The following is a 24465-nucleotide window of genomic DNA, read 5'->3' as shown; positions in this document are numbered from 1 at the left end:
GGGCCGGCCCCGGCCCCGGGCCGGCGCGCGGCCGGACCCGTGGCACGGGTGCCGGCCGCGCGCCGGTCTAGCGGGCGTCACACAGCGCGTGGTCCACCAGGCGCGACGTCGCCTCGTCCTGGCGGCGTTGCTGGGCGGAGCCGGGGCGCCAGGTGGTCACGGCGGTGGCGACCGCGCGCCGACCGTCGTCGGTGGCGCCCGCCGCCGCGACGTAGCCGGGCGAGGAACCGCCGTGGTACCAGACGCCCGCGTCGCACCCGGCGACCGGCCGCCAGTACACGCCGAGCCCGAACCGCACGCCGGACCCGCCCACCCGCCCGTCCCGCGCGGCCGTGGTCTCCCTCAGCCGGGCCAGCTCCGCCTCGCCGAGCAGCCGCCCGTCGAAGAGCGCGCGGAAGAACTCCGCGACGTCGCCGGTGGTGCTGACGACGGAGGTGTCCGGCAGCGGCACGAACACCGAGGTGTCGGTGAGCTGGTCGGTGTCCGGGAAGCGGGTGTAGCCGGTGGCCGCCGGGCGCGGCAGGTGCGCGGACGCGCCGGCGGTGAACGTGTGCCGCAGCCCGAGCCTGGCGATCACCCGGTCGTGGATCTCCCGCGCGACCGGTCGGCCCGTGACCTTCTCGATGACCATGTCGACGAGCAGGTCGTTGGTGCGGGAGTAGCCCCAACGCTTGGTCGCCACCGGCGCGCTGGGATCGGGCTGCCACCTCGGCCCGCGCGCCATCGCGAGTCGCACCAGCTCCGCCGGTTCGTACGCGGTGAGGCGCCTGGTCTGGAACGCGCGCGGCGTGAGTTCGCGGGCCCCCGGCAGTTGGTCGGCGTAGTCGGTGAGCCCGCTGGTGTGGCGCAGCAGGTCGGCCACCGTGATCCGGGTGCCGTCGTTGCCGTGCCCGCTCACCACGCCGGGCAGCACCCGCTCCACTGGGTCGGCCAGCCGCAGCCTGCCCTCGCCGACGAGTTGGAGCGCCACCACGGCCGCGAACGGCCGGCCGACGCCGCCGACGCGGTAGTACGCGCGCCACGGCACCGGCCGCCGCGTGGCCACGTTCCCGTCGCCCGCGCGGGCCGCGGCCCGGCCGTCCGAGGTGCGCACCTCCGCCAACACCCCGGTGCCGCCGGCCACGTGCACCGCGTTGGTGTCCCGCCGCAGCTCGCGCCGGTCCACCTCGGAGCGGCCCGACGCCGTACCGGTGGCCGTGGCCACCGCTCCCGCCGCGACCGCCACCACCACGCCGAGGCCCACCCCCAGCCGCGCCCGTCTGGACGCCCACCCGCCGCGCCCGCGCTCCCCCGTCGTGCTCCCCACCGGTCCCCCTCTCGCGCCGGCGCACGCCACCGAGGGCGGATCCGGCCTGTGCATCGGTCGGCCCCACCGCCCGCGCCGTCAGCCGCTCGCCGCGTCCCCGGCGCCCGGGCGGGCAGGACCCTCCCATCCTGCCCGTGACCGCGCGCGAACGCCGCCGGGTTTTTGGCCCGGTGCCCGGGGTGGCCGATCTTCGCACGACCTCAACGGCCTAACGGGACGCGGGAGTTGCGCCTTCCACAGGCCGAGCGCCCCCGGCGTTGGCCGGCTCCCGCGCTCACCGACCCCGGCGGTTCCTCACCGGCACAGCGCCGCGTCCACCAGGGCCAGGACGTGGTGCGGGCCGTCCGCGACCGTGGGCGTGTCTGCCGTGACGGCGATCGACACGGCGCGGCCGTCGTCCGTCCTGCCACCGCTGGTCTGGTAGCCGGGGATGTTGCCGCCGTGCCCCCACGCCAGGCCGCCGCAGCTCAGCGGCGTGCTGATGACGCCGAGCCCGTACCGGGCGCCGGGCCACAGAGCGCCGTCGGGGGTGGCGACGGTGGTGCGCATCTGCGCCAACTGGGTCGGGGCCAGCAACTCGCCGCCGAACAGGGCCGCGTAGAACCGGTTCAGGTCGGACGGGGTGGAGATGAGCTGCCCGGCGGCCCAGCCCCAGGAGGGGTCCATCCTCGTGATGTCGTCCAGCGGCGCACCGGGCCGCTCGGCGAAGTACCCCCTGGGGTGCGCCCCACGGATGCGCTCGTCGCCGACGCCGGGGAAGTAGGTGTCGCGCAGCCCGACGCGGTCGATGACGCGGCGGGTGATCTGCTCGGCCAGGGGCCGCCCGGTGACCTTCTCGATGATCAGGCCGGCGAGCGTGTAGTTGGTGTTGCTGTACGACCACCCCTTCCCGGGGGCGAACAGTGCCTTGTGCGCGAGGCCCAGGTCGAGCGTGGTGCGGGGCTGGACGTAGGTGTGGCGCCCCTTGCCGGTGAGGTCCTCGATGTACGGGACGTAGTCCGGCAACCCGCTGGTGTGCTGGAGGATGTGGCGGACCGTGATGCGGCGGCCGTCGATGCCGTCGCCGCGCACCAGGCGCGGCAGGTACCTCTCGACGGGGGCGTCGAGCGAGACCTTCCCCTCGCCGACCAACTGGAGGACGACCGTCGCGGTGAACGCCTTGGTGTTGCTCCCCACCCGCACCCGGCCGTCGAGCGGCGCCCTGGCCCCCGTCCGCAGGTCGGCGACGCCGACCGCGTAGTCCCGCACCCGGCCGTCGGGGCGTGTGGTGGCGGCCAGCGCGGCGGGGTACCGGTCCTCGCGGACCAGGCGTTCGAGCCCCTGGTGCACGACGTCCCGGGAGCCCCGGTCGGCGGCGGCCGGCGCGGGCAGCGTGCCGCCGACGGCCAGGGCCGCGGCGAGCGCCCCGACCACGGCGACGGCGCGCCGCGAGCGAAGCGAACGGAGTGAGCGGGACTGTGTCGAGCCGGGGCGGGTGCGCGACGGACGGTGGCGCGTGGTCACGGGGGAACCTCCTGGTGGCGCCCTGTCGGGCGCGGGGAACGCGGGGCGGGCCGGTGCGACGCGCGCGGGCCCCGCCGGGGTGGCGGCGGCGCGACGGTCGCGTACGAGGAGGCTAGGAAAAGCCGCCGCCCAGCACATCGACCGTGGGCACGAGGGCCCCGGGTCCCGGCGGCGACTACGCCACTGGGATGAGGGTCCCAGCACGGAGGAGTACGGCGGGACCAGGGGCCTGGGTGGGCGGCGGTGCTCGCGCGCGGAAATCCCTTTGTGAGGTAGCGCGGTGACCGTGGGTCAGACGGCGGTCAGGGCGTACTCGACCTGTGGGAGCGGGTTGCCGTCCCCGTAGTCGAAGTCGCGGACGACGCCCGACTCGGTGAAGCCGTGCCGGGCGTAGAAGCGGCGCGACCGGGGCGTGTCCCGCAGCGTCCACAGGTGGATGCCGCGCGCGCCCCGCTCGCGGATCGCGGTCAGCGTGCTGGCCATCAGGGCCTGTGCGACGCCCGTGCCCCAGCCGTCCGGATGGCCGTAAAAGCCGAAGATCTCGACCGAGCCCGGCTGCGGGGACGAGGGGCCGAAGTAGGAGAACGCCGACGGTCGCCCGAACGCCGTGGCGAGCAGGCACGTGTTCTCCGGCTGCTCGGCGAGCACGGCCTGCCAGCGGTGGCGGCGCCGGTGCAGCGCCTGGGTGAAGAAGTCCGGGGAGAAGAAGTCCGCGTAGGCGGCGCGCCAGGACGCCGCATGGATCCGGCCGATGACATCGCCGTCGCTCGGGGTGGCCGGCGAGACCGTGAAGTTCGCTGTCATCTGGCCACCGTACGGGCGGGTGCCGGGGCCGTCTCGACAATATGTCCGACGGCAGGCCGCCTACCGCTCGCCGGCCGCGTACGGCGAGCGACGCGGCCCGCGACGGCCCGACCCGCGAGGGTACGGCGGGACAGCGGGCGGCCGGCCGGTCAGCGGGCGGGGGCGCGCCCCCGCCCCGACCCTCTCAGGACGCTTCCAGCACGCGCGAGGCGCCCACCGGCAGGTCCCACAGGTCCTCGCGGTCCCGCCCGGCCGCCTCCCACGCGGCGCGCACCCGGTGCAGGGGTTCCACCGGCGGCTCGGCCGAGAGGAGGAACGTGGCCCAGTGCATCGGCGCCATCCGGCGCGCCCCGAGGTCGCCGAGCGCGCGTACGGCCTCCTCGGGGTCGGTGTGGACCGGGTGCAGCATCCAGCGCGGTTCGTACGCGCCGATCGGCAGCAGGGCCAGGTCGATGCCGGGGTAGCGGTCGCCGATCTCGGCGAACCAGTGGCCGTAGCCGGTGTCGCCGGCGAAGTAGACCCGGCGTGCCGGCTCGTCACCCGTGGCCCGTGGGGCGGTGAGCACCCAGCCGCCCCACAGCGAGCGGCAGGTGTCGGTCAGGCCGCGCTTGCTCCAGTGGTGGGCGGGCACGAAGTCGAAGCGGACGGCGCCGCCCTCGGGGGCGGGCAGCTCGACCGCCTCCCACCAGTCGAGTTCCGTCACCTGGGTGAAGCCGCGGCGGCGGCACCAGGCGGCGAGCCCGGCCGGCACCAGCAGGTGGGTGGTGCGCGGCAGCCGCTTGAGGGTGGGCGCGTCCAGGTGGTCGTAGTGGTTGTGGCTGATCACGACGGCGTCCACACGCGGCAGGTCCTCCCATCGCACCCCCACCGGCGTCACCCGGGGCGGGGTGCCGAGGATCCTCCGGGACCAGACCGGGTCGGTCAGCACGGTCAGCCCGCCGACGCGGATCACCCAACTGGCGTGCCCCGCCCAGGTGACCGCCACCGCGCCAGGCCCGGGCGTCGGCAGCGGACCGGGAGCGAACGGCAGCTCAGGAACGGTGTGCAGGGCCCGGTCGGAGGGGCGCAGCAGCCCCTCGCGGGCGAGTCTGGCCAGCGCGCGCACGCCGGGCAGCGGAGCGGTCAGCCGGTGCGCGAACGTCCGGGGCCAGCGGCGTACTTCACCCAGCGGGCGGGGCGCCGGCAGCGGGCGCGGGCCCGCCACGGGGCGCGGACGGCGCACGGCGTGCGGGCGGCCCGCGCCACGGGGGCCGGCGTCGGTGCGGGGCCGCTCGGTCTGGTCGGTCATCGACAGGGCTCCATTCGTCAGGGGAACGGACTCGGGCGCGGCGATATGTCCCCTCACACGGCTACCCCGTCACGCCCGTCGACCGACGCGGCCGACGCGCCCGCGACAGGGCGACGAGGGGCTCGGTGTGGTCGGGGGGCGTACGAAGGGGCGCGGGGCGTACGGAGGGTGGGCGGGTCAGTCGGCCGTCAGCTCGCTGAAGGCCGACTCGAGGAAGGTCAACGCCGCGCGGACGTGCGGCTGTTCCAGCGGGTCGCGGGCCGCCAGCGTGGCGAGTCGCTGATCGTCGTCGGCGCCGAGCAGCGGCAGCGTGGACAGCCGTACCCGCAGCTCGTCCGGCGTGTCCCCGAACCGGTGTCCGCCGGGCACCGGCTGCCCGAGACGCCAGGTCAGGTGCCGTTCGAGGTCCACCGCGTCGGTGATGCCCCGGCGGGTGAGCGGCCCGCGCAGCTCCGCGAGGTCGACGTACAGGTGGTGGCCCGCGCGCGGTGGGCGGCTGAGTACGCCGAGGTCGGTCAGCCGGTCGTAGGCGGCGCCGCCGACCGCGCCGTAGGCCCGGGCCGCGGCGGCCGTCCTGGCCCGCACCGGCGCCGGCTCGCGCAGCGCGTGCAGCGCCGCCGAGGCCACCGGGGCCGGGAGTTCACCCCGTACGGCGTCGAGCGCGGCCAGCAGTCCGGCGTGCAGTTCGGCGCCCCGGTCGGAGGCGGGCAGCCGGGCGATGGCGGCGGGCCAGCTCGGTGGGGTGAACGCGCCGGCGAGGTCGGTCAGCACCACCACCCGGTCGGGGACCATCTCGGCCGGGCTGACGACGACGGTCTCCCCCGGCCACCCGGTGACGGGCCGCTCCGGGCCGTCCGCCGGTCCAGGGCGCGCCGCGCCGCCGGGACGGGGCGGCGAGCCGGTCGCGGTGGCGGGCGGCGGCGGGTCGGTGGCGGTGGGGTGCACGGTGTCGCGCCAGGTCTCGTCGCTGACGATGAGCAGGTCCTCCGCCTCGGCGGCCTCGCACACCTCGTGCAGCAGCTCGGGCGGCGCCACCGTGCCGGTCGGGTCGTCGGCGACCGCGAGCACCAGCACCCGCGGGTCGCCGCCCTCGGCCCGGACCCGGCGCACGGTCTCAAGGAGCGCGAACGGGTCGGGCACTCCGCCGCTCGGGGCCGGCGCCGGGGCGTGGTAGGTGGGGCGGCCGGCGAGCCGGGCGAGCGGCGCGTACCAGGCCGCCGACGGGCGGGTCAGCAGCACGTCACCGCCGCCGACCGCGAGCAGGGCCAGCAGCAGCGGCTGGCCACCGGCCCCGGCGAGCACCTGGTCGGGGTCGGTGCGCAGGCCGCGCCGGTCCCAGTAGTCGCAGGCGGCGCGGTGCAGTTCCGGCGCGCCGCCGACGGGTTCGGGCCGGCTGCGGCCGGAGGCGGCGGCGAGTCGGGCGGCGAGTTCCGGCAGCGGGGGCAGCGCGCCCTCCGCCGCCCAGGGGGTCGCGGCGCTGTGTGGAGCCGGGGCGGGCCGCTGCATCGGTACCTCCGTCGACGAGCGGGGCGGGGCGGTCTTCCGCTCGCCGCACACGTACGTACGTGAACACATACTCCCTCACCCACCGAACGGTGCCACCTTCGCGGATCGCCCGCTTCCCGTGCCGGCCCGGCACACGCGGTCGGACCTCGGCGTTTGTCCGTAGAGGGCGCGGGCACTCGGCTGGTGCCCGACGCGGCCCAGACGCCGTGGGGTGTGACCGGCGCCCCGGGTGTGCGGGTACCCGCGCGGCGCGGGTGGCCGCCGAGCGCGCCCGGTCGGGGCGGTCGCGCCGCGTGGCCCGGCAGCCGGAGAAGCGACGACGAGGGGGCACACCGTGACGACCATGCCCGAGGGGCAGCGGGACGGCCTGGAGGTGCTGGCCAGCGACCACCGGGCGGTGGAGGGCCTGCTCGCCACGTACGGGCCGGACCTCGAACCCGAGGAACAGCTCGCCCTGGTCGAGCGGGTGACGGTCCTCGTGGTGCGGCACATGGTGGCCGAGGAGGAGTACCTGTACCCGGTGGTGCGCGCTGAGCTGCCGGACGGCGACGCGCTGGCCGACGCCGACCTGCGGCGACAGGCGGCGGTCGAGGCCACGCTCAACGAGCTGGACGGGCTCGACCCGGTCAACGAGCGGTTCGAACCGCTGGTGCGCCGGCTGACGGACGAGGTGGCCGCGCACATCGAGTTCGCCGAGGGGCGGCTCTTCCCCGGGCTGCGGGAGCGGCTCAGCGCCGAGCGGCGCATGGGGCTCGGTCTGCACCTGATGTCGGCCAAGCGCACCGCGCCCACCCACCCGCACCCGGAGGCGCCGGACAGGCCGCCGCTGAACAAGCTGATCAACCCCGGGGTCGGGCTCGTCGACCGGGTGCGGGACTGGCTGTCCGGCCGAACTCGATGAGCTGTGGCTCCAGGCCGCGGCCCCGGCTGCGGACCACCGTCTCGGCCAGTTCGGCGAGCTTGCGGTTGGAGCGCTGGGACATCCGGCGCAGCATGTCGAACGCGGTCTGCGCGTCACAGCCCACGATGTGCATGAGGATGCCGCACGCCTGGTCCACCACCGGTCGGGTGCGCAGCGCGGTGTCCAACTGGTCGACCTCGGCGAGCGCCGCCCGGTAGCGCCGGGCGTACACCAGGTTGGCGACGGTCAGGTCGCCCAGGAGTTCGGCGGTGTCCCGGTCGGCCGGGCCGAGGACGCCCGGGCGCAGCCCGTAGAGGGTGATGGTGACGGCCAGCCCGTCGTGTTCGAAGGGCAGCGTGGCGCTGGCCCGTACGCCTGCTGCCAGCGCCCTGGCCCGGTACCGGGGCCAGCGTTCGTCGTACAGCAGGTCGTCGGTGACGGCGGGCCGCCCGGTGCGCAGGGCGGCGGGGATGGGCCCCTCCCCCTGGCTGAGTTGCATGGCGACCAGCGCGGACAGGTCGGGGTGGGTGGCGGCCGTCAGTTGCTGTTCCACCTCGGCCTCGACCACCTCGGCCTCCGCCGCGCCGGGCCCACCGAGCTCCTCGCCGACGGCGGGCGGGGCCGACGCGGGCGTACGGGCCCGTGGGATAGCCGCTTCCGGGGGCGGGACGCGGGCCGGGCCGCCGGGCCCGGCCAGGGCGGCGACGTCGCGGGCGGCGACGGCGGTCGCGGTGGCGCCACAACTGCCGGGGGTGTGGGCGACGGCCTGCTCGGCCAGGCGCGTCAGCTCGCGGCTGAGGGCGGCTCCGGCGTCCGGCGGCGGGGCGATCGACTGGTGGGAAACGGCGGATGTGCGGTCGGGCATGTTCACGGGCTTCCTCTCCTGGGCGGTGGCCGTCTTCCCCCTGCTCCGCTCCTCGTGCTGCTCGGATGCCCGGGTCTACGCCTTGGAAACGAATCGATGAACGATGTGCGAGCAGGCGTGTTCCCGCCATTCGGACATGGTGGGGCGGGACCGGAAGGGTCGGGCAGCGGTTAGCGTGTGGCCATGACAGAGGGTGAGGACGAGGGGTTCAGCCAAGAGCTGACCGACTTTCGCCGACGAGTAGAAGAACTGCGCGCCGTGCGGGCGCTGCCCGCGGCGGAACGGCTTGGCGCGCTGGACGCGGCGCTGGTGGAGCTCCAGCACGCCGCCGATGTCCTGTGGCCGCGCTTCGAGCGCTGGACGGCCGTGCGCGGTGACGGGCGCGGCAACGCGCAGGAACAGCGGCTGCTGCGCGCTCTGTTCCAGCGGCTGCCGGTGGCGGTCGCCCTGGTGGACCGGGAGGCGGTCGTACGGCGGATGAACTTCGCCGCCACCCAGCTCTTCGGCACCCAGGCCGGCTACGCGACGGGCCGCACGCTGACCGGCTGGTTCCGGCACGACGGCCGGGCCGCGCTGCGCTCGCAGATCGCGGCGGTGGCCCGGGGCGAGGGCGGGCGCGTCCTGCTGGCGCGCGTCCCGCGCCGGCCCGGCGCGACGGACCCCGCGCCGGGGCTGCCGGGCCGAACGGCACAGGGCGAGGAAGCGGGGCCGGAGAGCGCCCCGGACGCGCTGTGGGTCACGCTGGGCGCGATACGCCCGCCGGACGAGCGGCAGCTCGCGGTGCTCGCGGTCTTCCAGCCCGCGGACGGCGCGAGCGCGGCGAACGGCCCCGCCGCGACGGGGTTCTCGCTCGGCGCCGACCGGTCGCCGACCCAGCCCGACCTCGCCGAGGTCTCGCGCCAGGCCGAGGTGCTCGACCTGGTGGACGAGGCGGCCACGGCGCTGCTGAGCGCGCCGCCCGGGGCCGACCCGGAGGCGGTCGCCCTGCGCGCCGCGCAGGTGCTCCACCGGCGTTTCGCCGACTGGGTGGTCGTCGACTGGGCCAACCGCGACGGCACCGGTGGCGGCGGGCGACCGGTCGAGACGCCCACCACCGCAGGTGCCCCCGAGGCCGCGCCCCTCGGGGGCACCGCTCATGGCACCGGTGGTGCCGTGGCCCCCGACCCCACGGCGGCCACGCCCGTCGACGCCCGGCCCTCCACCGGGCCCGGGCGCGCGGCACCGCTGCGGCGCCTGGTGGTCTGCGGCCCGGACGACGGCAGCGGCCTGGTGGCCACCGTGGTCGCACAGGACCCGGCGGACTCCCCACTGGTGGCGGGGGCCGTACGGAGCGGCACCTCGGCGCTCCAGGTGCGCCCCGACGAGGTGGCGGCGTTCGGCCTCGACGCCTCGGGCGCGCCGGTGTTGGTGGCCGCCGAGGTGACGTCGCTGCTGTGCGTCCCGCTGCGGGTCGCGGACGCCGGGCCCGCTCAGGGCGCGCTCACCGTGTTCCGGACCGGCGCCCGGAGGGCGTTCGGGATGGCGGAGGCGGGCGCGCTCGACCGCACGGCCCGACACCTGGCACTCGCCCTGGACCGCGCCGCCACCTCCGGCACCGCGACGCGGAGCGGGCCGGCCGCTGCCGGCACAACAGACGCGCCAGACAGATCGGATAAACCCGACAGACCCGACACGCCAGACAGATCCAGCAGCCCGGACGGCGGACAACCAGCCGTCGCCACCATGATGTGCGCCACAGCGACGAGCGTCGCTCCCGCCGGTGACGACCGGACCAGGGCCCCCGACCCCGCGGGCGCGGCCCACGCGGCCGGCCCCGTGGGAGGCGCGGGGCACGCCGGTGCGGCGGCGGTCCCGGACCAGCAGCAGGTCTGCCATACCCCGCCCACGGAGCCGGGCACGGGGCCCGGGGGCACGGCCCGGGCTCCGGAGCCGCGCCACTCGTCGGACCCGCCCCGCCCACCGGGGCTCTGAGGCGCCGGCCGCCCCGTGGTGGGCGGCCCGGCCGGGGGTCACGGCGCGCGGCGCGGTCCGCGCCGCGCGCCGTGACCTCTCTCACGCGGCGTCCGCCATCACCCGTTCGCCGATCCGGGCGCAGGTGCGGTTGATGAGCCGGGAGACGTGCATCTGGGACATGCCGAGCTGGTCGGCTATCCGGGACTGCGTCATGTCGCAGAAGAAGCGCAGGTAGAGGATGCGCCGCTCGCGCTCGGGCAGGGCGTTCAGCTTGGGCTTGACGGCCTCGCGGTCCACGATGCGGTCGTAGTCGGGCTCGGGGGCGCCGAGCGTGTCCACCAGTGAGTAGCCGTCGGCGGCGCCGGTCAGCTCCGCGTCGAGCGAGAGGGCGGCGAAGCTGTCCAGCGCGCCCATGCCGGTGCGCACGTCGGCCTCGGACAGCCCGGTGTGGCGTGCCACGTCCTCGACCGAGGGCCGCCGGCCGTCGGGGGTGCGGGTCAGTTCCTGGATGGCGGCCCGCACCTTCTGCCGCAGCTCCTGTACCCGGCGCGGTACGTGCAGGCTCCACAGGTGGTCTCGGAAGTGCCGCTTGACCTCGCCGACGATGGTCGGCACGGCGTAGCTCTCGAAGGCCGTGCCACGGCCCGACTCGTAGCGGTTGACGGCCTTGACCAGGCCGAGCATGGCGACCTGCTTCAGGTCCTCGCCGCTCTCGCCGCGGTTGCGGTAGGTGGCGGCGATGCGCTCGGCCATCGGCATCCAGGCGCAGATGACGCGCTGGCGCAGCGCGTCCTTCTCCGGGCCGTCGGGGAGTTCGTCGATGCGTCGGAACTCCGCTGAGGTGTCCGGGGCGTCGTCATGCGGGTGCCGCTTACGTGCACGTACGGACGTCATGTTCCGCTCTCCCTGATTTCGGTGCATCGGTGCGTCGCCGTGGGGGACGGCGAGCGGGATGTCATCGCGGGAGCGGCGCACGCGGACCGGACGGGGCCCGCGCAGGTGGCCAGAGCCTCCCGCGGGTCGTGCCTCCGGTCCGAAGCACGTCCTTCGGGTGCCCGAGGGTCCGCGCGGGCAAACCCTGGTTCCCTGGGAAGTCGGTAGAGCGGGTACCCGGGCGGGCGGACGCCTCGTCGTACGAAGCCCCTCGATTGGCGTACACGGCGTCGAGCAACTATCGAGGGAGCGGGGGCACACATGACCTGTCCGGCCGCATGGAGCCGCTCCCGGAACACAGGCAACGGCACCAGCGACCGGGCGACAGACCGCCAGGACACCAGAGCAACCCAGCAACCCAGAGCAGCAGAGCAACACAGCAGACCAACCCAGCAACAGAGCAGAGCCAGCACCAGATCAGAGAGGTACTTCCACATGCGAGTCGCGTTTCTCACCGCCCCCGAGGGCGTCGAGCAGGTCGAACTGACCGACCCCTGGGAGGCCGTACGGGCCGCGGGGGGCACCCCGGCCCTGCTGTCCACCGCCTCCGGCAAGGTCCAGGCGTTCCACCACCTCGACAAGGCCGACACCTTCCCGGTGGACGAACTCGTCGGCGAGGCCGACATCGAGACCTTCGACGGCCTGGTACTGCCCGGCGGCGTGGCCAACCCCGACGCGCTACGGCAGGACGAGAAGGCGGTGGCGTTCGTCCGGGACTTCTTCGCGGCGGGCAAGCCGGTCGCCGCGATCTGCCACGCGCCGTGGACGCTGGTCGAGGCCGACGTCGTGCGGGGCCGCACCCTCACCTCGTATCCCAGCCTGCGTACCGACATCCGCAACGCCGGTGGCGAGTGGGTGGACGAGCAGGTCAAGGTCTGCTCGGGCGGCCCGAACGTGCTGATCACCAGCCGCAAGCCGGACGACCTGCCCGCGTTCAACGAGGCGTTCCTGGCGGAGTTCAGCCGGGTGTCGGGGGGCCGGTAGCGGCCGCTCCCGCGCCGACCGGGGCGCGACCGGCGCGGCGATGGCCGCGCCGCGCGCCCCGGCGCCCGGGCCGGGCCTGAGCGCGGCGCCGGACCGCGCGGGAACGCGCCGGTCCGCGCCGGACCGCTGGGCGCGCGCTGCCCGGCGGCGTGGGCCCGCTCAGGGGCGGCGCCCCAGCAGGGACAGCAGCTTGGTCTGCACGTCGGCGCCCGGCGGCGGGGTGACAGCCGGGGCGAACAGGCCGGTGCGCGCCAGGTCCGCGGCGTACGGCGAGACCTCGCGTACGGCGAAGTCCACCAGCCCCCGTGGCAGTTGCTCGTCCGCGCCGATCGCCCGGGACAGGTCCCACGCGTGCACGACGGCGTCCATCGTCATCTGGGAGCAGTAGGCCAGCGCGCTGTCCGTGCCCGAGGAGAGGTGCACGGTCCGCTCAAGGGCGCCCGGCTCGGCGAACGCGGCGAGCGCGCTCTCGGCCGCGCGGTCCCAGGTCGCCACCGGGTCGTCACCCAACTGGTCGCCGTCGAAGCGGTCGCCCTGCTCCTCGATGGTGGAGCCGTCGCGGACCAGGGCCGGCACCCACAGTTGTTCGACCGTCAGGTGGTTCACCAGGTCCCGCACGGACCAGTCGGTGCAGGGTGTCGGGGCGGTCCACTGCCCGTCGCCGACGGCGTGCACGCGCTCGGTGAAGAGTTCGATGGCCTCGCGGTGTCGCTGCGCCACCCGGTGTTCGTCCCTCGTCTCAGCCATGCGCCCCATTGTCCCCACACATCTCCCCACCCGCCCGCGCTGCCGGTGCGCGCCGCCACCGCTCGTACCCCCGGTAAGGCGTACGCGTGGTTCAGGCGTACGCGGCGTCGGCGGCCGGGCGCGTGGCGGCTCGGCACGTGGCGGTCCGGCACACCGTGGCTCGGCACATGATGGCCCGGTATCTGACGGCCTGACGGCCTGGCAAAGCGCCGGGCGCGGGCCCTGACACCCGCGCCCGGCGCCCGCCGGCGCACACCGCGCCGGCGACGGCCCCTCAGCCAGCGCCCGGGTCCCCTCCTCCCAGCGCGTTCAAACCCACGTACCGCGTACGAGTCGCCCGCCCACCCCGCACCCACACGCCACCCACGCGCCCCGCACACCCGCCGCGTACGGCACCCGCGCACCACGCACGCGCGTGTCCCGCAGCCACGAACCCGTGCCTGGGGTCGCCGGCGCGCGAGCCCTGGCGTGGCGACATCGCGCTGATATCGGCCTCCCGTGTGATCGGGCGGCCCCCGGGTACTCGCGCCCGGCGGTGGGCCTGGACGGGCCAGGTCCGGGGCGGTAGCCCCGAGCAGCGGGGCGCGCGGACCCACGCCCCACGGCCACAGACAAGGCGGAGCGAGATGGCACAGAACGTACGGCAGGTGATGACCCCACGGGTGACGACGGTTTCGCCGGACGCCTCACTGGTGGAGGCCGCCCAACTCATGCGTGCCAGGGACATCGGAGACGTCCTCGTCGCCGAGCACGGACGGGTGCTCGGCGTGTTGACGGACCGCGACATCACCGTGCGCGCGGTCGCCGACGGAGCCGACCCCCTCACCGTGAGCTGCCGCGCGATCTGTACGCCCGAGCCGGTCACGGTGACCCCCGACACGCCGGTGTCCGAGGCGGTACACCTCATGCGCCGGCACGCCGTCCGCCGCCTCCCCGTGGTGGAGAACGGTCAGCCGCTCGGCATGGTGAGCCTGGGGGACATCGCCGAGCAGCACGACCCGGGTTCGGCGCTCGCGGACGTCAGCCGCGCCGCGCCCACCGACGCCCACCCCGGCGGCCCCGGCGGGCCCGCGGACGGGCACACCGGCCACCATCGAACGGACGGGTTCGGTGGCGGCCCAACGGATGGGTCCGGTGTCGGCTGACGCCCGCCCACCGCGCGCCATCGGCCCGGCGGCGATTCTCTCCCCGCTCAGCCGGGCCCGCCCTGACCAGCGCCGACACACCGGTCCGGCCTACGCTGGCCGGCGCTGGGTAGGCGGGGCAGCCGTGGCGCGGCCACGCGCAGGTTCGACGAAGGAGTCACGGATGGCAGGTCAGGGCGGGAGATGGGGCGCGGCGCGCCGGTCGCGCGGGAGCGACCGGGCGTCGGGCCCGGCGGCGTGGGCGTTGCCCGGGCGCGCGGGTGGCCGGCCCTCGTGGCTGGCCCGCCCGCGACCGGCGGGGCCACTCGCCCTGGCGGCCGTGGTCGGCGCGCCCGACGGCCCGCTGTCGCGCGTCGCCGCCGCGGCCGAGGGGTGGCGCGGTGCGCGCCGCGCCCCGTGGCGGCGCGCCCGCGCGACGCCGGTCGCCCGGGCCGCCGCGGCGGCGAACCTCACCCCCGCGCCGGGCCACCCCGGCGTCTCTGACCACTGGCTGGTCGGGCTCGACAAGAAGCTCTTCCAGACGGTGGCGTCCCGGCACTGGCCGGGCGCCGAGCGCGTGCTGCCCCGGCTGAGTCACAGCGCCAACCACGGTCGGCTGTGGCTGGCCCTGGCGGCGGGCATGGCGGCCACCGGGCACCGCCCCACGCGCCGGGCCGCGGTGCGTGGCGTGGCCTCGCTCGCCCTGGCGTCGCTGACGGTCAACACGGTGGCCAAGCGTTCGGTGCGGCGGACCAGGCCGCTGGTGCACGTCGTCCCGATGGTCCGCCGGCTGCGCCGGCAGCCCATCACCACCTCCTTCCCCTCCGGGCACTCCGCGTCGGCCGCCGCCTTCGCGGTGGGGGTGGCCCTTGAGTCGCCGCGCTGGGGCGCCGTGGTGGCGCCGATCGCCGCGTCGGTGGCCTTCTCGCGCGTCTACACCGGCGCGCACTACCCCAGCGACGTCCTGGTGGGCTCGGCCCTCGGCGCCGGCGCGGCGCTCGCCGTGCGCGGCCTGGTGCCCACCCGGTCGCAGTTGCCGCCCGCCGCGCGCCCCCGCACGGACGCCCCGGCGCTGCCGGGCGGCCGGGGCCTGATCGTGGTGGCCAACTCCGGTTCGGGGGCCACCAGCGTGTGGCCGCCGCGCGCCGACCCGCTGGACCCGATCCGCGAGGCGCTGCCCGAGGCCGAGTTCTGGACCTTCACGCCCGACCCGGAGCCCGACCTGGTCCCGGAGGGCGAGCGGGCGGCGGCCGACGGGCGCGCCGGTGGCGCGGCTGGGTCCCACACGGCACCCGACGCCGAACCGCCCTCGCTCATCGAGCTGTTGGAGAAGGCCGCGCGCCGGGCCGCCGAGGTCGGCGGCGCGCTCGGGGTGTGCGGCGGCGACGGCACGGTCAGCGCCGCGGCGACGGTGGCCGCGCGCGAGGGGCTGCCGCTGGCGGTGCTGCCCGGCGGAACGCTCAACCACTTCGCGTACGACCTTGGCCTGGAGACCGTCGACGACACGTGCCGGGCGGTGACCTCGGGCGAGGCGGTCGCGGTGGACCTGGCGCGGTTCACGGCCGACGGGGCGGCCACGGCGACGGCCACGCACTACGTCAACACCTTCAGCATCGGCTGCTACCCGGAGATGGTGCGCATTCGCGAGCGCTGGTCGGGGCGCGTGGGCAGTTGGGCGGCCGAGGTGCTGGCCGCGGCCCAGGTGCTGCGCACGGCGGAGCCGCTCGACTTGGTCATCAACGGCAAGCGGCGCGCGGTGTGGATGCTCTTCGTGGGCAACTGCTCATACCGGGGGGTGGGTTCGGCCCCGGCCAGCCGGCACGACCTCGCCGACGGCCTGCTCGACGTGCGCATGGTGCACGGTGGCCGGCTGCCCCGCGTCCGGCTCCTGTCGGCCGCGCTGCTCGGCGTCCTGCGTCGCTCTCCCGTCCACGCGGAGGCCCGGCTGCGCCACCTGCGCGTGGACGAGATCCCGGAGGGCACCGACCTGGCGTATGACGGCGAGGTCACGCGCGCCCCGCGCGGCCTGACGCTGGACAAGGTGAACGAGGCGCTGCGCGTCTACCGCCCGCTCGACGTCTGACCGGCGGTGCCAACGGCGGCAGCAGTGACGGCGGCGACGGCGACGGCGACGGCGACGGCGAGATGAGTGACGGCCCGGCCGGGCCAACAGGCGGGCGAGCAGCCGAGCGGCAGGCGGCGCCGAAGCCCACCACCCGGCCGGGCGCCTCGACGTATCGCCTCTCACATACCAAGACGACCCTCTCGCCCAACGAGACAGCGGCGTACGGTTCGGGAGTGGCGCCCGCTCGGGTCGCCGTGCCCTGACCGGAGTTACGGGAGGTCCGCCATGCCCTCGACGCCCACCGACGCGCCCCGCCGCGCCGCGCACTACGTGCACGGCCACCACGAGTCCGTGCTGCGCTCCCACACCTGGCGCACCGCCGAGAACTCGGCCGGCTACCTGCTGCCCGAACTCACCGCCGGGCGCGCGGTGCTCGACGTCGGCTGCGGGCCCGGCACCATCACCGCCGACTTCGCCGCCCGGGTCGCGCCGGGCCGGGTCACGGGCGTCGACGCGGCCGGCTCCGTGCTCGACCAGGCACGGGCCGTGGCCGCCGAGCGCGGCCTCGACAACGTCACGTACGCCGTCGGCGACGTCTACCGGTTGGACTTCCCCGACGCCTCGTTCGACGTGGTCCACGCCCACCAGGTGCTCCAGCACGTGGCGGACCCGGTGGCCGCGCTGCGCGAGATGCGCCGGGTGTGCCGGCCCGGCGGGGTGGTGGCCGTGCGCGACGCCGACTACGCCGCCATGGCCTGGTATCCGCGGGTGCCCGCGCTCGACACCTGGCTGGCCGCCTACCGCGCGGTGGCCCGCGCCAGCGGTGGCGAACCGGACGCCGGGCGGCGGCTGTTGTCCTGGGCCCGGCGGGCGGGGTTCACCGACGTCACGGCGTCGGCGGACACCTGGTGCTACGCGACGCCGGACGAGCGCGCCTGGTGGAGCGGGCTGTGGGCGGACCGGACGCTGGTGCCCGCCTACCGGGAGCGCGTGGTGGCCGGCGGACACGCCACCGAGGAGGAGTTGCTGGCGGCGGCCGACGCCTGGCGAACCTGGGGCGCGGCGGCCGACGGCTGGTTCGCCGTGCTCCACGGACAGCTCCTGTGTCGCGTGTGACCTGGCTCAACTAGGCTCGTTCGCATGGACATTCTGGGGACTTCACTGCGGGTGTGCGTGGCCGATCTGGACGCCGCGATCGCCGTCTACGAGCGGCTGACCGGGGCGCAGGCGATGCGCTTCGAACGGGGCAACGTCTCGGTGGCCGCGGTCGGCTGCTTCTTCCTCATGAGCGGCCCGGCGGCCGAGATGGAGATCCTGAAGAAGGTCACCGCCACCCTGGCGGTGCGGGACGTGGACGCGGCCGTGTCGGACCTCAAGGCCGTCGGCGCGCAGATCATCGCCGGCCCGCTGCCGACCCCGATCGGCCGCAACCTGGTTGCCCGGCACCCGGACGGCTCGGTCTTCGAGTACGTGGACCGCAACCCCCAACCGGCCGCCTGACCCGCCACCCCGCGCCGCACGCGACACACGCGCCCCGAGCCGGCCACCACGTCCACGCGGCGGCCGGCTCGACCGTCTCCTCCCCCCGGCCCGCAGCCACCCGGCCCGGAGCCACCCACCAACCGGGCCCCGCCCCACCGACCGGAGCACGACCCACCCCCAACGACCCGCCCCCAACAACGCACCGTCGCGCGTCAGCCAGCCGTCAGGCGGGCCGCATGCGGAACTCGTAGCGGTCGGGCAGCGGGTGCAGCTCCCTGGCGCGGGCCCGCAGCGCGTCGGCGTCGAGCCCGGCCGACTCCGGGTCGGCGGCCACCAGCCGTTCGGCCACGGCGAACCACGTGTCGCTGAGCGACTCGTCGCCCTCGCGCAGGTCGTCCACCTCGAAGCCGGCGTCGAACAGGGCGCGGGCGCCCGCCGCGTCGCCGTCCGCGACCAGCACCTGGGCCGTGAGCAGGACGAACCGGCCACGGGCGCGCACCGCCGCCGGCAGCGCGGCCAGCACGTCCCGCGCCTGTGCCGCCCGGCCCACCGCCAGGAGCGCGGTCACCGCCTCGCGCCCGAGCCCGGCGAGCGCGGCCCGCCACTCGGCGCCGCCCTCATCCCCACCCTCCGCACCGGTCTGCGGGTCGGCCGCCGTGGCGCCGCCGTCGCCACCGTCCCCGTACCGCTCGCGCCACTCCCCCACCGCGCCGTGGAACGCGGCGAGCCAGCGGTCGGCGGCGCGGTGCGGGTGGCCGTCCGTCTGGTCGGCGACGGCCAGGCAGCGCAGGACGGGCCACCAGTCGCTGATCTCGATGGCCCGCTCCCAGCTCCGTACGGCCTGCGAGCGGTCGCCCTCGTGCCACTGGGCCACCCCGAGGTGGTACTTGAGGTGCGGGTCCACCAGCACGTCCGCGTCGGCGGTCTCCAGGAGTTCGCGCCAGGGCCGGGAGACCAGCGAGGTGCCGGGCGGTGTCGCCGGCTCGGGCGCCGGCAGCGCGCCGGTACGCAGCAGTTCGCGCCACGGCTGCTGGTCCGCCCCCAGCGAGGTGGGCGCGAACGGCGTGCCCGGCAGCGCGTACCCGGCGCGCTCCACCTCCAGGGCGCCCCAGCCCGAGCCGCTGGCCAGCACCTCGTCGGGCTCGGTGTCGGCGCTCGGCAGCCACGCCTGGTACGCGGCCTCGACGTCGGCCCGGGGCAGCGCCCGCGCGAGTCGTTCGGCGACCGCGCCGCGCGCCGCGGCCCAGTCGTCGCCGTGCACGGTGGTCGGGTCGGCGCTCAGCGGGCCGTACGCCTCCAGCCAGCTGAAGTCCTCTTCGGCGCCGAGCCGTACGTGTTCGAGCTGGGTGCGGGCCAGTCCGGCCTGGATCTCGGCGTAGCCGCCGGTGCCGGGCTCGGTGAGCCAGTCCTGCCAGCGCCGGCCGCCGCCGCCGGCGCCCCACAGGAACAGCTTGCGGCCCCGCAGCAGGTCGGTCGAGGTGTGCACGAGGCCGTGCCCGTCCCCGTCCAGCGCGGCGATCCAGCGCCGGGCGCCCGCTGGCAGGTCGTAGAAGTAGTCCGCCGCGTGCGAGCCGCGCAGCGGGTACGTGTGGTCCACGCCGCGCCAGTGGGGCACGGGCACCCGGCGCAGGTCGCGCTCGTAGCCGAAGTGGTACGCGGCCTCGGCCGGCGCGAGCACCCGGGTGTGCTCGGTCTCCGGGACGGCGATGTTGGACCACCAGTACACCGGCGCCGGGTGCGGGTGCGGGTTGCGTACCCGCACGCCCACGTAGAGGAAGTCCGAGCCGTCCGGCAGCCACAGGTCCACCTGGAAGGGCAGGTCGCGCAGCCGCTCCCACTCCCACAGGCGCAGCATCCGGCCGCCGGCACCGTCCGGGGCGGGCACGGTCGCCGCGTGCACGGGGGCGCAGGAGAGGGTGGTGTGGCCGGTGGCGCCGATGTTCCACTCGATGCCGCCGGAGAACCAGGCGCCGTTGAGCGCGAAGTCCGCGGGTTGCAGGACCGGGTTGCGGTAGAGCAGTTCGCGCTCGGTCGGCTTGTGGAAGAGGGAGGCCACGCGCCCGCCGAGCCCGGGCAGCACGGTCGCCCGCAGCCGGTCGTTCTCGATCACGATCGCGTCCAACTCGGTCGGTACGCGGTCTCGGGTGTACGCGTCGCGCAGGCGGGTGGGCAGTATCGAGCGCAGCGGCTCGTAGGCGACCTGCCGGGCCATCTGGTCGGGCAGCCCCGCGCGGGTGCGGTCGTCGACCTGGTGGACCTCGTCCAGCGGACGCAGAGCGGGCAGCGGGTTCTCCGGGCCCAGCGCGGCGGCGGGAAGGGTGAGGGTGGTGCGTCGCACGCTCGTTACCACTACTGCCTCTCTCAGTCCTTACACCCGCGACCGCCTCGCTGCGACCGCGTGATCACCATGGAACATGGTGTGAGCGCCGCTGAACAGGGCTTCAAGGGGGTGGGGTTCATTCCCCCGCCGGTGTTGACGTCGCGGGCCCGGCGCGTCGTGGCCGTGCCACCAGCGTGTTGTCGGCGTACGACCGTCGCCCTCGGGCCCGGGCCTCGGCCCGCCCCGGCTCAGGCCCAGGCGTTGAAGAGGACCCCGCCGAGCGTGGTGATGCCGTAGGTGCGGACCTGGCGCCACTCCGTCCTGGTGAGGACCGAGGTGTCGACGGCTGACAGGGCCATGGTCAGCTGTGCGCGCCACAGCACGGTGAAGCCCAGGTCACCGAAGACGCGGGCCCACGGTGGTGGCGCCAGGAACTCGTCGGTGTACCAGTTCCGGTCCTCCCGCGCGAACGCGACCCAGGGGTGGTGGGCGTGGCAGAGGACGACGGACTCGTCCGTGCCGTGGGGGTGGGTGACCGTCGCCGTGTGGAACGTGCGGGGATACGCCTGCCGTTCCACCCCACCCACCGCTCCCCCGGCGACGCGGGCGGCCGCGTACAGCGCGGTACGGAAGCTCGCGAGGTCGGTGACGGGCAGCGGGCCGTCCTGCGGGCGGTAGAAGCCGGACGCCCCGCGCGGGATCCTGAAACTCACGTCCTCGCCGTTCATGGGGCCATCCTGCACGCGGGTCCCGGCGTACGGGGACGCGCGGTCCCGTACGGCACGCCGACGCCGCCGCCCCCGGCCGTGGCGGCCCGCCGGCCGGCGGGCCGGAACAAGTGCCAGGTAAGGTGACCCTCACCCGTAGCGGGATCTTGTCAGCCGCCGGCCCACGCCGCGCCGGCCCGCCCGCCGGCCCCCGCCCGTACCCGACCGTCCTTCGTCGTGCCGGAGGTTCCCCGCCATGTCCGCCTCCCCGCCACCGACCGACGCGCCGGCCGACCCGCCGACCAGCGCCCCGACCAGCGCCCCCCACCGACGCGCCTCGGCGTCCCCCGCGCGTGCCGCGCCCGGCGCCCGTGCCCCGTGTGGCCAGCCCCCGGGTGGCGGAGCTGGACCGGCGGCGGCGACGGCGCGACGCGGCGGCCACGCACGCGGTGCCGGACTTCTGGCGCGAGGTCGAGGCAGCGGGCACGCCGCTGGTCGAGCCCGACCCGGAAGGCGACCCGGAGCACGCGGTCGTCACCTTCCTGTGGCGCGGCACCCCGGCCACCCGGTCCGTGCTGGTGCTGCCGAACAAGGTGATCGACCCGCGCGCGCCCGAGCACAACCTCATGGAGCGGCTGCCCGACAGCGACGTGTGGCACTGGTCGATCCGCATGCGGCGGGACTGGCAGGCCACGTACGCGCTCTGCGTGGACGAGGGGGCGCCGCTCGCCCCGTCCGACCCCGGTTACCTCGCCTGGTTGCGCGGCCAGGGCCGCCCCGACCCGCGCAACCCCCGCACGCTGCCGCGCCGCTGGGGCGGCCCGCCGCAGTCCGTGGTCCGCCTCCCGGACGCGCCGTCCGACGCCGCCTGGCGGCGGCGCGCCGACGTGCCACGAGGCACGGTCAGCCGTCACACGGTGGCGTGCGCGGGGCTCGGCAACGAGCGTCGGGTGTGGGTGTACGAGCCCGCCCGGGCGACAGCCGACGACGGGCCCGGTACCGGTACCCACCCGGAGGCCGGGGCCGGCCTGCCCGTGCTGGTCCTCTTCGACGGCGAGATGTGGCAGCCCGAGTTGGACGTCGCCACGCTCCTCGACAACCTGATCGCCGACGGGCACGTACCGCCGCTGGTCGCGCTGCTGCCCGAGTCGCTGGACAGCGACACCCGCTGGGCGGAGCTGGCCTGCGACGACCGGTTCGTGGACTTCCTCACCGACGACCTGTTGCCCTGGGCCTCCGAGCGCTGGCCGCTGACCACCGACCCGACGCGCACCGTGTTGGCCGGCCAGAGCCTGGGCGGCCTGATGGCCACGTACGCCGCCGTCCGCGCCCCGCACCGGTTCGGCAACGCGCTGTCCCAGTCGGGCTCCTTCTGGTGGCCGGACGGCCCCGCCGCGCAGTGGCTGACCTCCCTGGTCGAGGCCACCCCGGCGGCCCCGGACCACCCCGTGCGCTGCTGGCTGTCGGCCGGCGAGCAGGAGTGGGTGCTGCTCCCGGCCAACCGCCGCCTGCCCGAGGTCCTGCGGGCCCAGGGTTACGCGGCGGAGTACCGGGAGTTCAACGGCGGCCACGACTACCTGTGTTGGCGCACCGAACTGGCCGACGGCCTCGCCGCCCTCCTCGGCCCGGGGCGGGCCGAGGAGGAACGGCGGGGCGGACCGGCCTGACGGGCCGGGCGCGCGTCAGGCCGGCGCCGGACCACATAGCGGGGCCACCTGCCGGAACAGGCGTCGGACCAGGGCGATGACCGGTCCGCGGGTCACCCTCCCCAGCGCTGGTTGTTGCCGCCGTTGCAACCCAAGGTGTAGACGTGACCGGCGCCGTTGCTGTCCAGGCACTTGCCGGTGGCCACGTTCTTCCAGACCACGATGCCGGCGCCCGACTCCCGTACCGTCCAGCGCTGGTTGTTGCCGCCGTTACAGCCGAGCGTGTAGGCGTCGCCGGCGCCGTTGCTGTCGAGACACTTGCCCGTGGCCACGTTTCTGATCTCGCCGCCACCGGTGCTGTTGAACGACACCGTCCAGCGCTGGTAGTTACCGCCGTTGCAGCCAAGGGCGTAGGCGTCACCGGCACCGTTGCTGTCCAGGCACTTGCCCGTGGCCACGTTCTTGAACTGCACCTGCGGGGCGGCGTAGGCCGTGCTGGAGAACACTCCCGCCAGGGCACAACCCATGCCCATGGCCGCCACTACCGTGGTCCGAAAGCGCATGACAGTTCCTCCTGCTCGAAATGGACAGATTGTGTTTCCCGCGCGCTGTTCACGGCGGGCCCGTTGGCGAACTCCCCGGGAGAACGTACGGCCCCGCGCGGCAACAACCCGTCGAATTTCCGGCCCGGAAAGAAAACCGAACGACAAACAGCGGTTGGCCGTCCCGGGACGCGTACCCGGGCTGACCACTGCTCCACTGCCGTCACGACCGAGCCGGCGCGCACAGCTTCCCAGCCCGTTTCGCGGCACCGCCAGTTCGTATCGGGCCAGGAAGATCCCGCCACGCGCGACCGGTGCGGGCGGGTCGAGGCGGTTCACGTGGGCGCCCGCCCCCGACACCGTGCCCACCAGGCGTTTCCGGAAGCCGTTCCAACGCTGCGACCGCCTGCCGTTTCCCCTGAGATTCACGACGTCAACAACTCACCCACAAAGGGAAACCCGCCACCGAACACGTGACAACTTCCTGCCTCGCGGATGCCACGAGGTTTTTCACGGAAATGGCAGAAAGCAAGCACCGCGGCATGACATGGCGCAGACAATAAGCGAACCCATCGAGACCTCTGCACTGCTGCCACGCCCGGCCGAGCCGATCCCGAACGGAATTCCGACCACGTGTGCGAAAGCGCGAGGAGAAATGCCACCCGACGACCCATGCCCCACTCGGCTTTCGCACCAGAATCCCCCCGCGTCCGCCCCACGGACGGGCCCGCTCGAACGTACGAAAGCGGGCCCGGACACGCGGGTCGCGGGACCAGGAACCGGGAACAGGGCGGGTCAGTCCACCGGCTGGCTGAGCCGGATCTGGTTGCCGAACGGGTCAAGGAGGGTGACCGAGAACCCGATCTCGTCCTCTTCGAGCCCCGGCCTGAGATACGGGTACTCCTTGGCCGTCAGCTCGGCGTGCAGCTCGCGCACCCCGTCCAGCTCGACGTACACGGCCGTGCCGGGTGTCCCGTCGCCGTGGTGCTCCGACAGGTGCAGCACCAGCGCGCCCCGGGAGACCTGGGCGTACCGGGGCAGGTCGGGGGCGAAGCGGTGCTCCCAGTCGACGGTGCAGCCGAGGTAGGTGACGTAGAACGCGTGGGCCTTGGCCCAGTCGAAGACCCGTAGCACGGGGACGGTACGGCGAAAGGTGACGGTCATGGCCCCACTGTGCCGTGCGGGCCGCCGAGGCGGGGCATTTCGCTGGTGATGGCCCAGCGTTCGTGGTCGCGCCAGGCACCGTCGACGTAGAGGAAGTCGGGCGACAGTCCCTCAAGCCGGAAGCCGATGCGCTTGACCAGCGCGATCGACCGGGCGTTGGTGGGTTGGATGTTGGCTTCCAGCCGGTGCAACCCCAGGGGGCCGAAGGCGTACTCGATGACCAACCCGAGCCCCTCGGTGAGCAACCCACGGCCGGCGGCGTGCGAGAAGGCGCCGTAGCCGAGCGCGCCGCACTGGAAGACGCCGCCGACGATGTTGTTGATGGTCGCGTAGCCGGCGATCCCGTCCGTGGCCCGTTCGCAGATCACGAACCCGGCGCGCGCCGGCTCCTCCAACCGCGCCACATAGTGCGCGAACTGCTCGGCCGTCGTGGGTGGGAACAGCCACGGCCGGTGCAGTGCGACGCTCTCCCGCGCGCGGGCGGTGAACTCCGCCTCGTCACCCCGGCCCAGCAGCCGGATCGCCGTACGCTCGCCCACGGCGAGATACCCGCCGCCGGACGCGGCGGGACGCTCGTGAGGTGGCCGTTTGCGGTGTGAGGCGGGCATCGATCCATCGTACGGAG

Annotated in this window: 20 protein-coding genes and 1 pseudogene; 8 read left to right on the top strand and 13 right to left on the bottom strand. The window is 75.4% G+C overall.

What is annotated here, in order from left to right:
* Positions 1-67 precede the first annotated feature (67 nt).
* The 5 genes from OYE22_RS28215 to OYE22_RS28195 all read right to left on the bottom strand — a co-directional run bounded on the left by OYE22_RS28215 (position 68) and on the right by OYE22_RS28195 (position 6407).
* Positions 68-1306, bottom strand: coding sequence for a serine hydrolase domain-containing protein (locus tag OYE22_RS28215; protein WP_277323015.1), 1239 nt, complete (start codon positions 1304-1306; stop codon positions 68-70).
* Positions 1307-1600: 294 nt separating this feature from the next.
* Positions 1601-2695: a serine hydrolase domain-containing protein gene (locus tag OYE22_RS28210; RefSeq protein ID WP_277324364.1), complete on the bottom strand. Its 1095-nt coding sequence runs from the start codon at positions 2693-2695 to the stop codon at positions 1601-1603.
* Between the two features lie 405 nt (positions 2696-3100).
* On the bottom strand, positions 3101-3613 hold the full coding sequence (locus OYE22_RS28205) for a GNAT family N-acetyltransferase (RefSeq protein ID WP_277323014.1): 513 nt from the start codon (positions 3611-3613) through the stop codon (positions 3101-3103).
* Between the two features lie 184 nt (positions 3614-3797).
* Positions 3798-4901, bottom strand: coding sequence for an MBL fold metallo-hydrolase (locus tag OYE22_RS28200; protein WP_277323013.1), 1104 nt, complete (start codon positions 4899-4901; stop codon positions 3798-3800).
* Positions 4902-5078: 177 nt separating this feature from the next.
* Complete coding sequence (locus OYE22_RS28195; RefSeq protein WP_277323012.1) at positions 5079-6407, bottom strand: aminotransferase class I/II-fold pyridoxal phosphate-dependent enzyme; 1329 nt, start codon at positions 6405-6407, stop codon at positions 5079-5081.
* A gap of 343 nt (positions 6408-6750) precedes the next feature.
* Here OYE22_RS28195 and OYE22_RS28190 point away from each other — a divergent pair, with 343 nt between their 5' ends.
* The gene (locus OYE22_RS28190) at positions 6751-7308 is read left to right on the top strand and encodes a hemerythrin domain-containing protein (RefSeq protein ID WP_277324363.1); all 558 of its coding nucleotides are present in this window, start codon (positions 6751-6753) and stop codon (positions 7306-7308) included.
* Here OYE22_RS28190 and OYE22_RS28185 read toward each other — a convergent pair.
* Positions 7247-8173 (bottom strand): GAF and ANTAR domain-containing protein, encoded by a 927-nt coding sequence (locus OYE22_RS28185; protein WP_277323011.1) that lies wholly within the window; start codon positions 8171-8173, stop codon positions 7247-7249. The genes OYE22_RS28190 and OYE22_RS28185 overlap by 62 nt on opposite strands.
* Before the next feature lie 183 nt (positions 8174-8356).
* On the opposite strand from OYE22_RS28185, the gene OYE22_RS28180 reads away from it, so the two are divergent.
* The gene (locus OYE22_RS28180) at positions 8357-10144 is read left to right on the top strand and encodes a PAS domain-containing protein (RefSeq protein ID WP_277323010.1); all 1788 of its coding nucleotides are present in this window, start codon (positions 8357-8359) and stop codon (positions 10142-10144) included.
* Between the two features lie 81 nt (positions 10145-10225).
* Here the strand turns inward: OYE22_RS28180 and OYE22_RS28175 are convergent, their stop codons facing one another.
* Positions 10226-11020 (bottom strand): SigB/SigF/SigG family RNA polymerase sigma factor, encoded by a 795-nt coding sequence (locus tag OYE22_RS28175; RefSeq protein ID WP_277323009.1) that lies wholly within the window; start codon positions 11018-11020, stop codon positions 10226-10228.
* A 474-nt stretch (positions 11021-11494) separates the two neighbouring features.
* Here OYE22_RS28175 and OYE22_RS28170 point away from each other — a divergent pair, with 474 nt between their 5' ends.
* Positions 11495-12043 (top strand): type 1 glutamine amidotransferase domain-containing protein, encoded by a 549-nt coding sequence (locus tag OYE22_RS28170; RefSeq protein ID WP_277323008.1) that lies wholly within the window; start codon positions 11495-11497, stop codon positions 12041-12043.
* Positions 12044-12202: 159 nt separating this feature from the next.
* On the opposite strand, the gene OYE22_RS28165 is transcribed toward OYE22_RS28170, so the two are convergent.
* Positions 12203-12790, bottom strand: a complete 588-nt coding sequence (locus OYE22_RS28165; RefSeq protein WP_277323007.1) for a TIGR03086 family metal-binding protein — start codon at positions 12788-12790, stop codon at positions 12203-12205.
* A gap of 626 nt (positions 12791-13416) precedes the next feature.
* On the opposite strand from OYE22_RS28165, the pseudogene OYE22_RS28160 reads away from it, so the two are divergent.
* From OYE22_RS28160 to OYE22_RS28145, 4 genes and pseudogenes are all read left to right on the top strand, one after another.
* Positions 13417-13827, top strand: a pseudogene (locus tag OYE22_RS28160) (CBS domain-containing protein); the annotation flags it as partial.
* Positions 13828-14098: 271 nt separating this feature from the next.
* On the top strand, positions 14099-15997 hold the full coding sequence (locus OYE22_RS28155) for a bifunctional phosphatase PAP2/diacylglycerol kinase family protein (protein ID WP_277323006.1): 1899 nt from the start codon (positions 14099-14101) through the stop codon (positions 15995-15997).
* Between the two features lie 267 nt (positions 15998-16264).
* Positions 16265-17095 (top strand): methyltransferase domain-containing protein, encoded by an 831-nt coding sequence (locus OYE22_RS28150; protein WP_277323005.1) that lies wholly within the window; start codon positions 16265-16267, stop codon positions 17093-17095.
* A 24-nt stretch (positions 17096-17119) separates the two neighbouring features.
* Positions 17120-17479 carry a VOC family protein gene (locus OYE22_RS28145; RefSeq protein WP_277323004.1) on the top strand — a complete coding sequence of 120 codons (360 nt, stop codon included), beginning with the start codon at positions 17120-17122 and terminating at the stop codon, positions 17477-17479.
* 205 nt (positions 17480-17684) lie between these two features.
* Here the strand turns inward: OYE22_RS28145 and OYE22_RS28140 are convergent, their stop codons facing one another.
* A complete protein-coding gene (locus OYE22_RS28140) occupies positions 17685-19811 on the bottom strand; it encodes a DUF5107 domain-containing protein (RefSeq protein ID WP_277323003.1) in 2127 nt (708 codons plus the stop codon).
* Between the two features lie 218 nt (positions 19812-20029).
* The gene (locus OYE22_RS28135) at positions 20030-20509 is read right to left on the bottom strand and encodes a hypothetical protein (RefSeq protein ID WP_277323002.1); all 480 of its coding nucleotides are present in this window, start codon (positions 20507-20509) and stop codon (positions 20030-20032) included.
* A 359-nt stretch (positions 20510-20868) separates the two neighbouring features.
* Here OYE22_RS28135 and fes point away from each other — a divergent pair, with 359 nt between their 5' ends.
* Entirely contained in the window at positions 20869-22155 is a 1287-nt protein-coding gene (fes, locus tag OYE22_RS28130; RefSeq protein ID WP_348652252.1) for an enterochelin esterase, read from the top strand.
* Positions 22156-22247: 92 nt separating this feature from the next.
* Here the strand turns inward: fes and OYE22_RS28125 are convergent, their stop codons facing one another.
* The 3 genes from OYE22_RS28125 to OYE22_RS28115 form a co-directional block, all read right to left on the bottom strand.
* Entirely contained in the window at positions 22248-22697 is a 450-nt protein-coding gene (locus OYE22_RS28125; RefSeq protein WP_277323000.1) for an RICIN domain-containing protein, read from the bottom strand.
* A 774-nt stretch (positions 22698-23471) separates the two neighbouring features.
* Entirely contained in the window at positions 23472-23840 is a 369-nt protein-coding gene (locus OYE22_RS28120) for a glyoxalase superfamily protein (RefSeq protein WP_277322999.1), read from the bottom strand.
* Positions 23837-24448, bottom strand: coding sequence for a GNAT family protein (locus tag OYE22_RS28115; RefSeq protein ID WP_277322998.1), 612 nt, complete (start codon positions 24446-24448; stop codon positions 23837-23839). Before OYE22_RS28115 ends, OYE22_RS28120 begins: the two co-directional genes overlap by 4 nt.
* Positions 24449-24465: the final 17 nt, after the last annotated feature.

The organism is Streptomyces sp. 71268 (assembly GCF_029392895.1).
Classification (GTDB): Bacteria; Actinomycetota; Actinomycetes; order Streptomycetales; family Streptomycetaceae; genus Streptomyces.
The sequence above is the reverse complement of the archived record's forward strand: the minus strand, read 5'-3'. Positions and strand labels throughout refer to the sequence as shown.

Bases quoted from the DNA above. Each gene is read 5' to 3' on its own strand.
- OYE22_RS28205 (WP_277323014.1), bottom strand. From the start codon at position 3,613: ATGACAGCGAACTTCACGGTCTCGCCGGCCACCCCGAGCGACGGCGAT.
- OYE22_RS28165 (WP_277323007.1), bottom strand. From the start codon at position 12,790: ATGGCTGAGACGAGGGACGAACACCGGGTGGCGCAGCGACACCGCGAG.
- OYE22_RS28170 (WP_277323008.1), top strand. From the start codon at position 11,495: ATGCGAGTCGCGTTTCTCACCGCCCCCGAGGGCGTCGAGCAGGTCGAA.
- OYE22_RS28185 (WP_277323011.1), bottom strand. From the start codon at position 8,173: ATGCCCGACCGCACATCCGCCGTTTCCCACCAGTCGATCGCCCCGCCG.
- OYE22_RS28145 (WP_277323004.1), top strand. From the start codon at position 17,120: ATGGACATTCTGGGGACTTCACTGCGGGTGTGCGTGGCCGATCTGGAC.
- OYE22_RS28120 (WP_277322999.1), bottom strand. From the start codon at position 23,840: ATGACCGTCACCTTTCGCCGTACCGTCCCCGTGCTACGGGTCTTCGAC.
- OYE22_RS28195 (WP_277323012.1), bottom strand. From the start codon at position 6,407: ATGCAGCGGCCCGCCCCGGCTCCACACAGCGCCGCGACCCCCTGGGCG.
- OYE22_RS28155 (WP_277323006.1), top strand. From the start codon at position 14,099: ATGGCAGGTCAGGGCGGGAGATGGGGCGCGGCGCGCCGGTCGCGCGGG.
- OYE22_RS28135 (WP_277323002.1), bottom strand. From the start codon at position 20,509: ATGAACGGCGAGGACGTGAGTTTCAGGATCCCGCGCGGGGCGTCCGGC.
- OYE22_RS28175 (WP_277323009.1), bottom strand. From the start codon at position 11,020: ATGACGTCCGTACGTGCACGTAAGCGGCACCCGCATGACGACGCCCCG.
- OYE22_RS28115 (WP_277322998.1), bottom strand. From the start codon at position 24,448: ATGCCCGCCTCACACCGCAAACGGCCACCTCACGAGCGTCCCGCCGCG.
- OYE22_RS28190 (WP_277324363.1), top strand. From the start codon at position 6,751: ATGCCCGAGGGGCAGCGGGACGGCCTGGAGGTGCTGGCCAGCGACCAC.
- OYE22_RS28180 (WP_277323010.1), top strand. From the start codon at position 8,357: ATGACAGAGGGTGAGGACGAGGGGTTCAGCCAAGAGCTGACCGACTTT.
- OYE22_RS28125 (WP_277323000.1), bottom strand. From the start codon at position 22,697: ATGCGCTTTCGGACCACGGTAGTGGCGGCCATGGGCATGGGTTGTGCC.
- OYE22_RS28150 (WP_277323005.1), top strand. From the start codon at position 16,265: ATGCCCTCGACGCCCACCGACGCGCCCCGCCGCGCCGCGCACTACGTG.
- OYE22_RS28200 (WP_277323013.1), bottom strand. From the start codon at position 4,901: ATGACCGACCAGACCGAGCGGCCCCGCACCGACGCCGGCCCCCGTGGC.